At 42.7% G+C, this 15,244-nt stretch carries 10 protein-coding genes; all 10 read left to right on the forward strand.

Annotated features, from left to right (window positions below):
- A partial coding sequence (locus LLG96_19290) for a gliding motility-associated C-terminal domain-containing protein (protein ID MCE5252350.1) occupies positions 1–2,319 on the forward strand: 2,319 nt, incomplete at its 5' end.
- A 69-nt stretch (positions 2,320–2,388) separates the two neighbouring features.
- A complete protein-coding gene (locus tag LLG96_19295; GenBank protein ID MCE5252351.1) occupies positions 2,389–3,339 on the forward strand; it encodes a hypothetical protein in 951 nt (316 codons plus the stop codon).
- Positions 3,340–3,368: 29 nt separating this feature from the next.
- Positions 3,369–6,125 carry a hypothetical protein gene (locus tag LLG96_19300; GenBank protein MCE5252352.1) on the forward strand — a complete coding sequence of 919 codons (2,757 nt, stop codon included), beginning with the start codon at positions 3,369–3,371 and terminating at the stop codon, positions 6,123–6,125.
- A gap of 26 nt (positions 6,126–6,151) precedes the next feature.
- The gene (locus LLG96_19305; GenBank protein MCE5252353.1) at positions 6,152–9,100 is read left to right on the forward strand and encodes a hypothetical protein; all 2,949 of its coding nucleotides are present in this window, start codon (positions 6,152–6,154) and stop codon (positions 9,098–9,100) included.
- Between the two features lie 51 nt (positions 9,101–9,151).
- The gene (locus tag LLG96_19310; GenBank protein MCE5252354.1) at positions 9,152–12,430 is read left to right on the forward strand and encodes a tetratricopeptide repeat protein; all 3,279 of its coding nucleotides are present in this window, start codon (positions 9,152–9,154) and stop codon (positions 12,428–12,430) included.
- Positions 12,431–12,458: 28 nt separating this feature from the next.
- On the forward strand, positions 12,459–13,028 hold the full coding sequence (locus LLG96_19315) for a DUF5683 domain-containing protein (protein ID MCE5252355.1): 570 nt from the start codon (positions 12,459–12,461) through the stop codon (positions 13,026–13,028).
- An 18-nt stretch (positions 13,029–13,046) separates the two neighbouring features.
- Entirely contained in the window at positions 13,047–13,508 is a 462-nt protein-coding gene (locus LLG96_19320) for a hypothetical protein (protein ID MCE5252356.1), read from the forward strand.
- A 59-nt stretch (positions 13,509–13,567) separates the two neighbouring features.
- Positions 13,568–14,290, forward strand: a complete 723-nt coding sequence (locus tag LLG96_19325) for a MotA/TolQ/ExbB proton channel family protein (GenBank protein ID MCE5252357.1) — start codon at positions 13,568–13,570, stop codon at positions 14,288–14,290.
- Positions 14,291–14,315: 25 nt separating this feature from the next.
- Complete coding sequence (locus LLG96_19330; protein ID MCE5252358.1) at positions 14,316–14,741, forward strand: biopolymer transporter ExbD; 426 nt, start codon at positions 14,316–14,318, stop codon at positions 14,739–14,741.
- A 32-nt stretch (positions 14,742–14,773) separates the two neighbouring features.
- The gene (locus LLG96_19335; protein MCE5252359.1) at positions 14,774–15,205 is read left to right on the forward strand and encodes a biopolymer transporter ExbD; all 432 of its coding nucleotides are present in this window, start codon (positions 14,774–14,776) and stop codon (positions 15,203–15,205) included.
- Positions 15,206–15,244: the final 39 nt, after the last annotated feature.

Here is a 15,244-nt window from a genome sequence, read left to right on the forward strand (position 1 = left end):
GTGGAGGTTACATTGCGGAGATGTATTAAATATTGTATAACGCCTGTGATTGCTGCAGTGATTCTGCTTGTGGCTTTTGCGAGTGTTTCCACCGCAGCGGTGGATGCGGTGGTTGAAAAGTCATGGAATACATGGCCAAGCACCATCTATTATTTAGCTCTTTTACAGGGACCTGACAGTCCCTATGATGATGTTACCGTTTATATTACCGCTGTTGATGAGTACACCCTCTATATCAACGGCAAAGAGATCGGTTCCGACAACGACTGGTCAACAGTCGAATCCTATCAGGTCAATATTTCTGGTCCTAATGTGATTGTCGGTGTGGCGGTCAAGAATAACGGTCTTGGTAACGGTAACGGTCTGCTGGTTGATATCAAAGCCAATTCAGACTGGCTGGGAACAACCACCATGAAACGCCGCAGTCATATTGTAAATGAACAGCGGCTCCTTTATGGTTGTGCATGGTATTATTATGCAGGAGATGTGGTTGCTAAAATCGGTGATAAATGGTATGATCCCAAAGTCGACTTCTTCCAGGAAATAACCAAGTATGGTTTTAAATATGCGATGCTTGGCACGATGGGGGATCTCAAATACAATCCCGACAATCACATCGAAATTGTGACGGGCTATCCGCAGAATATCGATATCGGAACAGCGGATAATTTTAAAATAGTTGAAGATGGTGCAGCATCCATCATCAGCCGTGCTGAAGCAGTTGATCGCGGTATTGCTACCGACGGGCTGACAAAAGTCGGCGGTATCCGGCTCAGACGAGTGGAAGGTGAAAACCTCGCACTGGGGAAACCTGCCCAGGAAGAGAAACTGTCCGATGGTGATCTGGCGAATGGATACGCTTTCAATCAGGATCCGGTTAATATTACAAAATACGTTGATCTTGAAGTCATCCGTCGTGTGAATAAAATGGTTTTGTACACCGGTGGAACGAACCCCGATACTTGGAACAGAGATTCGGTTCGCGGATATTCGGTAGAAATCTCTCTTGATGAGTTCAGGTACGAAGAAGTCGGTGTTCTTCATGAAATCGGTATCAGTAACGCCGATGAGGGCGGATATGACTGGTATGCGATTAAATTCCCTGAAGAATGGGCTCGCTACCTGCGCTTCAAGATTACCGAGCCGAGAATTTTCTACCCCAACATCGGTGAAATGATGGTATACGGTGTAGGGTATGTTTACAGCGGTGTATACGAATCCGATTGGTTTACCTTCGACAATCCCTCGAGCCTGAAGAACTATGATATGATTACATGGTTCGGAAAAACTCCCGAGGGAACGAAAATAGTCCTGCAGACCAAGACGAAATTTGAGCTGCCGGACGGTACTCCGGTCGAGAGTGACTGGAGTCCGGAGCATACAACCTCACCATTCAAATTTGACTCCCCTGAACCGGCCTACGCATTCAAGTATCGTGTATCGCTCTCCACACAGGATATCGATGTTACTCCTGAGTTTCAGGAAATTATGGTAACATATTCCGATACAAATCAGCCGGTATCACGGGCACAGGCATATGTACTGCCGAATTCAGTTCCGATGGGTGAGATGACCGATTTTGAATATACCATTCAGTACAATCTCAACCCGGGACAGAATATCAAAACGGTTGCGATCTTTGTACCCGGAGAATCGTTTGTTGATTCTGTGTACAGTTCGGATGCAGATGCGCTCGTATCGATAGATGAAACATTGACCAAATCAACTCCTGATACTCTGTATGTTACCTTTGCGACGCCGGTTACCAATAAAGTAGCCGATGCAGCAGGTACTATGGATGAACTGAAGATCTACTTCAAGACCGAACTCCTCACCAACATTCACGAATTCAATTCGTACGTTTTTAACGAATTCAACAATGACGGTGCGGGTGGTGTTAAGGTATGGCAGCGGGCCGATAAATCGTGGACGGTTTCCACATCCACCATACTCGACAGTGTTTTAGGCAAGGTTGCTGCGGTACCGAAAGTGTTTACTCCAGATCCTAAAGATAATATCAACGATTTCACCGTCATCGAGTTCGAGCTCGCAAAGGTTGAATCTGATGTTAAAATCAAGATTTTCGATACAAAAGGCAGGCTCGTAACAACGAAGGATTGTGGAGTTTTAATGGCCAAGAAGTATTATCTTGATGAAAAGCTCAATAATGCTGCACTTGCAGAAAAACTGCCCGGTTACTGGGATGGCACCGATGATGACGGTGATCTTGTACCTCCCGGCGTTTACCTGTACCAGGTGGTTGTTGATACCGATTCAGGAGAGAAGATCAAGGGCGGTACTGTAGTTGTAGCGTATTAATGTGCGTATATTCGTAGGAGTAATGAGTAACACATGATCGCAACTGTACAACGGACGGGTAAATAGGATATGGCGAGTACAAACTGGAATGTTGTAAGAAGACGAGGTCTCGGTCGAAAGCTGAAATGCATTTTGGCTGTATGCGCTGTGGGTGTGTTTCTTTCCACCACGCTAGCTTTTGGAGCATTTTTTGATACAGCCGGCCAGAGTGCGCGACCCATGGGAATGGGAGAAGTATTTTTGGCTTCCACCGGAGACGCGAACAGTTTCTGGTATAATCCTGCCGGTCTTGCACATAATCCGGGCAGGATGGTTGGTCTATCATATGGGGTTATCAATCCATCGATTGCTTCTGACCTGATGACTTATAATCTTAATGTTGTGTTTGGCGGCTTTGGGGTCGGAATTTCCGGTCTTGGTGCCGATGGGGCATCGGAAATGGTTATCAATGGTGCCTATGGAAAATCTTTCGGCGAGAAATTTGCTCTTGGCGGCAACGTCAGGATGCTGAGATGGGCTGTTGAGGGTCAGGATGATCTGTATCATGGCGGCAAGGATGACGATCTTTCCAAAGTTTCGTTCTCGCTTGATCTCAATGCGACATATGGCATTGGTGAATTATTCGGTATCGGTCAGTTTTCCACGGGTGTCTATGTGAAAAACGCCATTATGCCGAATATTTCCGAATCAGGCGATGACGGAGGTAAACTGCCCATAGAAGCCGGGATCGGTCTTATGGTCCAGAAAGATATTTATACTGTTGAAGGTGATGTGGCGGTGTGTGACGGCAATACGTTTTTCCGGTTGGGAACCGAATCCGGAATTACCGGATCGGATCTGAAACTCAGAGCCGGATTTATTTATGGCAGCGATTTTGAAGATGATACCGAGCAGACTGATATTGATCTGGGGCTCGGCTACAATTTCAAATCGGTTATCTTCGATTATGCCTATAATTTGCCGTTGGCGTTCAAGGAAACAGGAGGCAGGCACTTTATATCTTTCGGAATTTCTTTCTAATAAGGTCATCAATGGGATAGACGGTACCTATGAAAAGACGATACGAAAATAAAAGTAGGGTAGTCCGCGCTGTCATATTTTCTGTAACGATGATGGCTCTGGCCGTATCATCGTACAGTCAGGATTTCATCTCACGGGAATATAGACCGCGCTGGTACCAACCGTATGAAAATTTCGGCCAGTATGATTTGAGGAAATATCCCGACTATTATCAGGAGCCATCGACAGGCAGACAGTACCTGTCGCCTGTTACCTATGATCAGTTTGGTAATTTCCTCTTGCCTGGTGGCGATATTTACTATATGAAATGGGATCAATCGAGGATTGGAGCCTCTGCAACGACAGATGCAAGTTCTACCCAGTATTACAACAGTGTTTTCAACAACCTGATGATTGCATCTGATGAGTTCTCCAACTGGCAGACGAAATTCCTGATTGGTTCTACATTACGGGCTTATTTTACACCATCAACGATGAAAATAACCCGTTTTAATGGTATTCGTTGGGATGCATCATCACGAAAAAACAATGTAACCCTGGTCGCATCACCGGGAACAAACCCGATTTACGGTGTTCACTGGCAGAGTATTCTTGGTGATATCCTCAAGATTGGCGGATCATACGTTTCGAAACAACGCGGAACGATTTCTGATTCCCATCAGGATATCGATACTGCCATCAGAACAGGCCCCCGGTATGTTTATGTGATCGTGAGTGATGATTCTCCCGAGGACGCTGATAACGGTCCACGTGTCTATGGGATAAAAGTAAGATCAAACAATGAGGATATCACCAAGAATGTTCCTCAGAGAGCGTTCAGAATCCCCGATCTCCTTAACAGCAAACGTTATTATAACAAGGACTTCCAGAAACAGTTCGTTTTTCCGCGGAGTTCGAGTCTTCCGTTTGTTCCTCAGAAAGTTGAGGCTGTGGCATATAATCAGCAATCGTGGGTTCTGGATATGCTTAATGATAATACCCTGAATGACATGTTTTCCAAGACAGACGCCATTAACTATTTTGGCTATGTGAATCTTCCTGTTGCCGGTTCTGACGATCCTCAGAGCAGGCAGTTTGCCGCAGATACATCAAAAGGATTTCTTGAGGCATCGGGAACTGATATTGTTATCTACGAGTTTCTGGTTCCCTACGCGGCTCGAGACCTCGAATTCGAGGTTCTTGCTGCAAACGATTACTGCATCGATATTGTTTCAACGATGTACAGGATCACTCAGGAAGGTGAAGCAGACTGGGCAGACAAGCCTTTCACTCCAGCATGGAACGGAAAATGGAGCATTTATTATGATAAAAAGCACTGTGTGAATGCTCCGGGTAATGTTAAGGATCTTTCCAATATGGAGTGGGTTTCGGTTCGTTATGACCGTATAACCGGTATGAGTGTCTATGGCCTGAACATGGAGTTGAACTGGCGTGGTTTGTTTGTCCGCGCTGAATTCAATCAGTATAATGAATACAGGTCGTATCCGCTCCCCGATAAATGGCCGGGAGCTTCCAGTAATGAATTGCATTCACAGGCATGGTTTGTGAATGCTGAAAAGACATTCGGAAAATGGAGTCTGGGTGGTGAAGTATTCAACTACCCCCGTCAATACATGCAATACAGCTCATGGTCGACGGTTGATGATAACGATGACGATGATCAGTATGTCGGCGGTTCTGAGTATCCGGGTCTCGATGTGGATTTTGACAGGACTGTCGATACAACATGGCGCGGAGAACCGTACATTCTCTATTATTTTGATTCCATTTCTTTCGGTGATGATTTCAATCATAACGGCATCATCGATGAGCGTGAGAATGACGACCAGGACGACCTTCCCTATGAACGTGATTCCAGGGGTCAGCATTATTTCGTTAAAATATCACCCCGTGAATTGACCAAAATATCTCTGGGTCATTACGATATCAAACAGGAATACTTCAAGGGACGTAATTTGACTGATTATGTAAAATTAGAGCATATTCAGTCGTTGAGTTCGATCGGTGAGTTCGGTGTATTCCACCGTATGGAACGTGTCCAGGATGATTACAAGTCGAATCAGTATTATACACAATATACCTATGATAACAGGGGCGCTTCGGGCTACTTTAACAACCTGGCGTTTAAAAATGCATGGTACAATTCATCCATGTTGCATACACGCCTGACATTTATACCCAGCTTCAATATTATCAATGATGCAAAGTATGATGTAATCAATCGTGTCGATACCGATTTTTACGGTACTGTGGACCAGCAGCGCAGAAGGGCTCCTCAGGATATCATCGATGCATCATTTATTCATAAGGCTGATTATACATTACGTATTGCCGATGCCCGTATTCTGCCCGAAATGTACTGGCGCGGTTTCCGTCTTATGAAAGAAAGAAGAATTAAAGAATTTAAATTACAGCCAATGATTAAATTTGTTCATTCTTATTTTACGAAAGATCTGCAATATAATTATTATGGTGGCCGCAGCTGGACAGTATATCCAATTCTGAGATTTGATTACCAGGTTGCTCCTAATACCTTGTTGCGTTGCGGATTCCAGGGATTTCCTGGTTTTCCTGAAATGAGAAGAAATACTGGTGATAGACTTCATGATTCCAACAGCAGAAGGATGATAATCGCTTTTGAAAACAGAAGCCTTTATCAGGGATTTAATCTGTTGGTTATGCTCGGTGTTCGGAGAGAAAAAGAAGAATGGGTTGAAAGTTTTGGACGAAAACAACCCGGTACAACAGAGTATTTCATCTCCATCAGGTCTGAGGCTTCAAGATAATGTTTACTCTTAATCAGGAAAAGAGAATGGATATAGGGAAAAGACTGAACCGGTGGATGCTCCTGCTGTCATGCGTACTATTGTTCGGTTCTGTTGAAAGCGCTGTCGGTCAGTTGCTTTTTAAACCGGAGATGGAGCGGGAGTTTTACGGTCGAGAGGGGTATCACAGGTACGGCCGATCGATTGTAAACAGGTCTGCAAACCCGAAGTATGACAACTTCGGGAACTATATCATGGATGGCGTGCGGATTTTTGAGTGGAATGAGGAAAAGATCAATTCGAAGCACGTTGAAAGAAACGAGAAATTCAGTAAAATGTATAAAACGAACCCTATTGATGAGGGTGAGTATTTCAGGCAGTACCTGAATAATCTCGTTGTCGTCCATGAAACAACAAAGACATTTTCGACACGTTTCATTGTCGGTAATGAAGTCCGTGCTAAGTTTTCACCGTTAACACTTGATATGGCGGCTCTGAATGGTGTACGGTGGGATATGAATTTTTACGAAAACAATCTCACGTTTGTCAGTTCAAGAGCTGACATGCCGCTCTGGTTCTCAAGAGACTTTGTGAATGACGAGGACCGTTTCCGTCAGGTACCGGTATATCTTACCGGTGGCCATTATGAAAGAAAGTTTGGAATCTTTAATGTTGCGGCTAATTATGTCAACCAATACAAAACTGACAGTACCCAGCCGCGTCATTTTTCCAACAAGACGATTGCTTCTGATTTGCGGGATTCAATTACAGGCCAGATTTCTTATGATCCCGAAGATGTGTTGATGCTCGTGGTTAAACTTGAGGATGGCAGCCGTTTTGACGGTAACGGGCCACGAATTTATTCATTGACACCCGTTGTTGACGGAGTTGAACGTCCAGAACTGCTTATGGGTATTACCAAAGGAAACTGGCGGGAAGATTTTACTGATGTACGGCGCCTTTTTAACAATCCGGCAGTGGATTTTTATGAAAACCGATATATGCTTGAGCCGCGGCGTGTACCTCAGTTTGTGGTTTTTGATCAGCATGACCCGAAAAATCTGCCCGAAAATGTTGTATACCGTCGAATGACGACAAACGATCCCCTGATTAAAAACTACGGAGAGCTGACGGATGACGGGAAAAGATATCTCAATTGCGACAACGAGGATTACCTTCTTTTCTGGTTCCAGATTCCTAAGAAAACTGTCGTAGATGATGCGGGTACAACATCGGAAGTTCCGGTCGATGACGTTGAATTCAGATCCGTTGTTGGAAATGATTATAAATTCAGTATATCCGAAATATATCAGGACCAGAATCAGCCGAAGCTGGGTAAAAAAGGCGCGACCTATTATTACACAGCGTTAGAGGCTGAAGGTAATGTTCAGGACATGTCTAACCTGAAAGAAGTCCGGTTCAGATATGGACAGCAGACTGCCGATATACTCATGGGTTTGAGGGTTGATGCTCATGTGAAGGGATTTGATCTGGTTGCCGAATTTAACAAGAATTTTAATTTCCGCCAGTATCCGAGCCCTGATGCGAGTAAATATCGTAAAGATGCCGAAGCCTATTATATAAATGTAAAAAAGGAGTTCGGTAAATTTTCAGTCGGTACTGAATATTTCATGATCTCACCCAATTATACCACTACATTCGAGAACATGGATCCGGCATACTACTATATGAACACCCTGCCGTTCTCATCATGGCAGAATGAGTTTGATGCTGATGTCGGTTTACGTGGTGGTAGTCCATCGCCTAATATATCTGCGAGTGCCGGAGAGTACATGAACAATACGATGGTTCTCGAGACGGTGGATGATAATGATGATAAAGATCGTTTCCCTGATTTTCACATGTTTTCAGATGTTCGTGACAAGGATGGAATTTATCCGGGACTTGATAAAAATGGTGACAGCAGGCCTGATACCAATGAGAATGAGAATCTTATCCCGGATTATATGGAACCATTTTTCCTCTACAATGTCGATCCTGATGAATATGAGTATGGCGATGATTTTAACCAGAACGGTGTGATCGATTCACGTGAAGATGATGACAGACCTGATTATCCTTATAATAAAGATACGAAGGGATATCATTTATTCACATCGTACGGTGCCGATCTCGGTTGGAAATATTCAATAGGATATATTAATTATGAGCAGATAGCAGGTGGAGGATCAACTGACGTTCGGTATGGTAAAGTTGAATACAATAAATTTATACCGTTTTTTGCTAATATCAGCCTGGCAACCCAGTTAAAGAAAGCTGAAGACACGATTCAGGATAATGTTTTCAGGCAGACACGTCAGCTGGCGGCTGCTACGCTGAGAGATTCTTTGACATTTGTTGACAATATATTTTATTCTCGTGAAGGTATTCAGCATGAAAAGTTCTATGATCCGCTTGATTACAAAGACAGTTATGTAAGTACGTCATTTTTCGAGACCAAACTTTTCAGAATACCAAATTTAACATTAAACTTCAAATTTAAATATGATTTGAATCACCAGAATAAAACATCGATTCAGGATAAGAATGATATAATTGATCGTACTCAGGTTATAAAGGCGGAATATAAATACTATTTGAAGGATCTTTTGCTTCAGCCCCAGGTTAAATTCCTGTCGCGTAAAACAACAAATTCAAGTAGATATGTTCTGCCCTATCATGAGGAGTATTTCTATCCGATTATCAGGGTGGAGTATCCTCTGACGATCAACACGACCTTAAAAGCTGGCGCTCAAGGATTCCCCGGGCTTAACAGCACTGTCAGGAATCTTGTGAATAATCAGCTTGATTATGATACGCGCGATTATCTTTTGATGGTTACCAACAAATCACTCTATAATGGGTATGATTTCAGTTTGAATTTCGGATATCAGCTCAGTTGGCAAAAACTAAAAGGCGAAATGCGTGCCCCATTCAGTACAACAAATAAAATTATTTTTATCAGGCTTGTTGTAGGTATGGAGCCTGTATCATGACCAAGCGAGATAAACCACTTCAAATTTTGTTCGAAAGGTTGTGATGAGGTAATGAATATTGGTTATGCGTTTTTAGTGGTAATGGTAGGTATGGCATATTTTGTCTCCGGTGTTCCGACACCGGATGAAATGATAGCTGATTTTGATGCCGCTCAGAAGTTTTATACATCAGGCGCATATGATCAGGCTATCGAAAAGTATGGCCAGATTAACGAAGTTGAAAGTCGCTTTCTTGATGAAGATAAGGTAATCGTCGAGTATGGCACGATGAGAATACCTATCAAAGATGCTACCCTGTATCAATCGGGAAATTCGTATTATAAAATGATTGAGCAGGAAAATCAGAAAGCCCGTGAAACAAAGGATGATGCTGAGAAAGAAAAAGCGAAGAAACTGTCTCTCGAATATGCGGTGAGTGCAACCGATTTTTTTGATAAAACTCAGGACCGCACGAAAAATATTGAGTTACAGTCTCTTGCGCAGAACCGTATCATTTCGACCTGGTATCTTATTCCTGATTATGACCGTGTTATTGAAGAAGGGAAAACTCTCATAGAAAGGTATCCTAAAAGTCCTGATGTACTGGATGCAATGTATAACATCGGATGGGCTTATTATGATAAAAAGCAGTATATGGAGAGTATTCAGACGTTTGAGGAGCTTATAGCTCAGTTCCCGACCGGTCCGAAATCTGACAGGGCAATGTATCAGATCGGTGAATCATTCTTTGATCAATCGAAATTTTCAGAGGCTATTCCGTTTTATCAGCGTCTTGTCGAGAAACAGCGTATTAATGAATTGACTGAACAGGAAATCCAGAAAATTCAGCGTGAAAAGCTCGCAGGCCTGACTGATGAAACGGCGCTTGACCTTGCGGCGAAAGCTCAGCTCAAGGTAGGCGCGTGTTTTGCGAATATCGGTGATTACGACGGTGCAGCTACGGCGTATAAACGTGTTGCCGTGTTGTTCCGGTTTGACCAGAACCTTATTTCTGAAGCATACAAGCGTCTTGCCGATATGTATATGGAAAAAGGTGATTTTGAAGCCTCGATTCAAGCATACCGTGACGCAATAGATGAGGTTCCGAACAAGATATTTTCAGCGAAAATGCAGGTTCTTATTTGTCAGAGATATTTCGAACACAATCATTTTGCTGAAGCTGTCAGAGAGTATAACAATTACATAAGCGCATACAGCGATGTTGCTTTTCGTGCAGGCTTCGATCTTGATGAGGCTTTCTATAATCTGGCACGTTCATATTATGAGCTTGGTAATGAAATGTTGAAAGCTAATGAACAGCAGGCCGGCCTCGACAATATCGAGCAGGCTATTACAACTCATGAGCGTGTTCTGAAAGAGTTTCCTGATACTACATTGAAGATGAGAGTATATTTCCATCTGGCCTTGGCGTATCAGCGGAATGGAAGCCAGGAATATCTCCCGAAGGCAATCGATAATTACAAGAAACTTCTTACCGAATTTCCGGATTCTCCATACAAGATTGCCTGTTATTTTCAGACAGCACGGGCGTATCAGGGTCTGAAGAAATACGATGAGGCGATTGCACAGTATCAGCAGATTATTAATGAATTCCCGGATGATCCCCAGGTTGAAAATTCCTGGTTTGAAATGGCTCTCGCTTTCAGGAGTCAGGGGAAGGATGTTGATGCTGTTCAACCTCTGCTTAAGGTCACCCGTAATAACAAGAGTCTCTTTACGAGTGCCCGTCTTCTGGTTGCTCAGACCTTGAGCAAGGAAAGCAAATGGCAGGAAGTGGTTGATATTGTGACATATGCAGTCGAAGATACGAGTATGATTGAAAGTACGTATCGTTTGTCACAGTTATATATCATGCGCGGGACTGCCAATAAATCTCTCGGTAATTTTGATCAGTCAATTGAAGATTATACAAAGGCATATGATCTTAATCAGCCGGAGACTCAGGAGATGGCGTCGGTGTATCGCGCCGGTGTATATATCGAACAGAATCAGTTTGCCAGGGCAGAGAAAGATCTGAAAGAACTGATGAACAGCTCGAATGAGCAGATCAGGCGTGATGCTCAGATTCGTCTTGCTATCATCAGTGTGCGTCAGAACAAGAGTGCACAGGCAATTGAAACGTATCTGGGTCTATATAATTCAACAACCGATCCCATTGAAAAACTCGGTTTTTTAAGAAACCTCGTTCAGTTGAGTGCGCAAGCCGAGGATTGGAATGGTATTGAAAAATATGCCCACATGATGCTTGATTCTGATATCGCTGAAGGGAAAAAACCGGAGAATGCGGATTTCTTCTATAAGGAAGAGGCTTATTATTTCCTTGCGACCACCGCTGAAACCCGAGAAGATTACCATAAGGCAATCGATTATCTTTTAACGGGTTATCAGAAATTCCCGAGTTCATATTTTTCAAGCGATATGCTTTTAAAAATCGGTGTTATATATCTTACAAAGCTGAATACAGAACCTGATGCGCTTGATCTGGCAGGTGAGTATTTTGAAAAGTATATAAAGGCGTTCCCCAATACGACGAATACCGAGATGGCACATTATTATCTCGGATTCTGTTATTATAACGGACGGCGATTTGATATGGCATATTCTACATTCAAATCGTTTACGCAGAAATATCCGAACTCAGAGTTTACACCTGAAGCATACTACTACTATTCGGACAGCAGTTACAATCTGGGTAATCTGGAAGATTGTATTCAGGGCTTCGATATGGTAATCAACAGGTATCCAAATCATCCTCGTTCTGTTGAAGCACTGTATACAAAAGCCTGGGCTTTGCTGGACCTCGGGAGGGAAGAAGAGGCCATGAAGTCATTACGGCTGCTTATCGATAAATATCCCGAAAGCCAGTATGCCCCGAGTTCTTTGTTCAGTATTGCTGACTTCTATTATAATCAGCAAAATTATCCGGAAGCACTGAGTACATATCAGCAGGTTTTGGATAAATATCCAAACAGCGAGGTTGCGGTAAAGGTTCCAGAAACAATTAAGGATTTAAAGGAAACAATCGCATATATCGAGTATGAGAAAGGATGGAACCTGTTTACGCAAGCTCGAGAACTCAATGATATGAATCTCTATCGTCAGGCAGCAGAAATATTCAACAATGTTGTGACTCAATATCCGTATACTGAAAGTGAAATCGGCGCCTATTCAAACATGGGTATTTGTTACGAAGCCATCGGCGAATGGCAGAAGGCGGCTGATGCATATGATCAGGTTATGAAAAGATATGAAGAAGGTGCGGCGGTAGGTCAGGAAGCATACACTTTTGCAAGAATGCATAAAGATTATATCGTTGCAAACAGATTTTAACATAATCAAGAGGGAGGCAATGTTGAATATGGGGAAGGCTGTCTTAATAGCAGGGCTCTCTTTTCTTATTGTTTTCAGTTCTGTAGGATTAACATTCGCGCAGGATGAAGAGAGCTTTGTACGAGTGTCAGTGATTTCAAAACGGGATGCCATTGTGCTTTCGGCGCTGTTTCCCGGGTTGGGACAAATGACCACAGGGCAAAAGGTTAAGGGTGTTTCATTTTTCCTTGCCGAAGCTGCTTCGCTTGTATTGTTTGTTAATGCTCATGAAAATTACAGTACAAAAAAAACCACTTATGATAAAGACCTTAAAGACTTCGAGGCGATTGCGACTGTCGGAAGAGGCAGTTATATGACAGCGGAAAAGCAGTTTAAAGATTTAAAGGATCAGAGCAAAGACCTCGATGATCTCCATTCAATCAGAAATACCGCAATAATCGTTGCGGCGGGAGTTTATGCATATAATCTTGTTGATGCGATATTTTTTGCCCCTTCATCAAGTGAAAGCCGTAAGGCCGAGGGTACAAAAAACAGGATTGAAGTTACTTCGTCCATGGTTGACAGGACACCTGGTATAATGCTGACAAAAAGATTTTAGTGGAAGGAGAATATTCCTGTGAAAAAGATATTCATCTTCATGGCTCCAGTTTTATTACTGGCAATCATGTATGGATGTAGTAAAGATCATTCATCGCCGACGTTCAGCTTATATGATAGTACATCTTCACCTGTCAATGTTTTAGCAACTTATGATAAGGGAGGTGACCTTATAAAAGTAAGTTGGTCAATGGAGAACACTGAAGATGTGGCAAATTATCTCGTAGCCTGGTCGGATTCCAATGTTTTTGATTATGGTAAAACGTACGACCAGTTCGTAAAATTGCCTGAAGATGTTAGTTTAAAGACAGAGATCAGCCTGGACACGAACGATGTGTTGAAAAAGATGGAATATTATAAAGCGGCTGATATTGATTCGTTTATTGTCTATTTTACCGTTTCCGCAGTATATAACAACAAAGATTTTAATTATTTTATTGGTCCAAGAGCTGAAGTCGACAGTGTTCTTATTTTGCGGTAATGTAAAGAGTAAATAATAGAAGAATAACAAAAAAAGTTGCTGAAAGGAGAAGGTACGAGATGGTAGAGATGTTTAAAGCCGGTGGGCCAATGATGTATCCCTTATTGCTCTCGGCACTAATCGGTGTAGCTGTTATTTTTGAAAGATTCGTGGTTCTGCATCGTATGCCATCCGCTAAAGCGGCAGAAAAACAGCTGACAGATGTTGAGCAGGCAATTAATGAAAGCGGTCTTGAAGGTGCTGCAAAAAAGATATCAAAGGGTAAAGGGGTTCTCAATTACATTTTCGCCCGTTTACTCAAACGTTATGATACCCTGGTGATGGAAAAGAAAGAGTTGGCACTCCGTAGAAAAGAAGTTGGCGGTGGAGCCGAAGCGACTGATGGTGTTACTAAGTTTCTCGTGGCTCAATCAGAGCTTACCGAATTCAGGGATGAGTTACTTCTGACGATTGATGATGCGTCGAGAAGTTATGTGACACGGTTTCTGGCGGTGCTCAATACCGTAAGTAATATTTCACCTCTCCTTGGACTTCTCGGAACGATTACCGGTATGATCAAGGCTTTCGAATCGATTGCAGCTTCAGGAACAGGCGATCCGAAAGTCGTTGCTGCTGGTATTTCTGAAGCGCTCCTTACCACTGCTGCAGGTCTGTTTATCGCAATTCCGGCGGTTGTTTTTTACCGTTATCTTGGAGCTAAGGCAGATGCTTCGCGTAACAGCGTTGAAGTATATGCAATGTCGTTTTCAAATACATTGCTTGCATTACTGGAGCGCCAGTAATTTACCGAGTGGAGTGTGATAATCTATGAAAAAGAAGAGAGAACGGACTGGTCTGATCGGTGAGGGAGAAATAGATTTAACACCGCTCATTGACTGTGTATTCCTTCTGCTGATATTTTTTATGCTCACCACTGTGTTCATTCAGGTGAAGGGTCTTGCCGTTGATTTACCTGGCGCGGCTGATCAACAGGAAGAGCAGCAACAGAAAAAGGATGTAAACATCCATGTTTCTGCGGCAGGAGAATTTACCGTTAGCGGAGAAAAAGTCCCTGCATCAGGTTTGGCCAGTGCTATTAAAGGAGCAATGGATATAAACAATAACAGAAATGTTATAATCCAGGGCGATCCTGAATCAAAGCACAAAGATATCGTGTATGTTATGGACATGGCATACAGTGTCGGCGCTGAGGGTATGGCATTTGCAATCGAACAGGATTCTGGCCAACAATAACAACGCTCCGAAAAGAAAAGGGTGAGGTTTAAATGTCAGTCATACGAAAAAGAGGGTCAGTTCTTGAATCCGATGCAATCAATTTAACACCCTTGATTGATGCGGTTTTTCTTTTGCTGATTTTCTTTATGGTTACAACGGTATTCAAGAACCCTGCTCAGTTAAAACTCACACTGCCAGATGCATCATATCCGTCAAAACTCGATAAAAAACAGCTTGTTGCCGAAATGGATTCCGAAGGCAATATCGCTATCAATGGTGTTAATGTCACTTTTGATTCTTTTGAAGCGTATTTAGCTCAGGAAAAACATAAGTCAGGTAATAACACCTTATTGATCCGCGCTGATATCAACACGCGGCACGGTGATGTTCTGAAACTTATGAAAATGGCGCGAGCTCAGCAGATTGAAACAATTGCTATGGCAGTTAATGATTTAAATGATCAGGAAGAAACGAAGAAGTAAATATTTAAATTTTTTTGCAATTGATAAGTTTAGGAGATC

The organism is bacterium (assembly GCA_021372535.1).
Lineage (GTDB): Bacteria > Latescibacterota > Latescibacteria > Latescibacterales > Latescibacteraceae > JAFGMP01.

Coding starts and splice junctions, on each gene's coding strand:
- LLG96_19325 (MCE5252357.1), top strand. CDS start 13,568: ATGGTAGAGATGTTTAAAGCCGGTGGGCCAATGATGTATCCCTTATTG.
- LLG96_19315 (MCE5252355.1), top strand. CDS start 12,459: ATGGGGAAGGCTGTCTTAATAGCAGGGCTCTCTTTTCTTATTGTTTTC.
- LLG96_19335 (MCE5252359.1), top strand. CDS start 14,774: ATGTCAGTCATACGAAAAAGAGGGTCAGTTCTTGAATCCGATGCAATC.
- LLG96_19295 (MCE5252351.1), top strand. CDS start 2,389: ATGGCGAGTACAAACTGGAATGTTGTAAGAAGACGAGGTCTCGGTCGA.
- LLG96_19305 (MCE5252353.1), top strand. CDS start 6,152: ATGGATATAGGGAAAAGACTGAACCGGTGGATGCTCCTGCTGTCATGC.
- LLG96_19330 (MCE5252358.1), top strand. CDS start 14,316: ATGAAAAAGAAGAGAGAACGGACTGGTCTGATCGGTGAGGGAGAAATA.
- LLG96_19300 (MCE5252352.1), top strand. CDS start 3,369: ATGAAAAGACGATACGAAAATAAAAGTAGGGTAGTCCGCGCTGTCATA.
- LLG96_19310 (MCE5252354.1), top strand. CDS start 9,152: ATGAATATTGGTTATGCGTTTTTAGTGGTAATGGTAGGTATGGCATAT.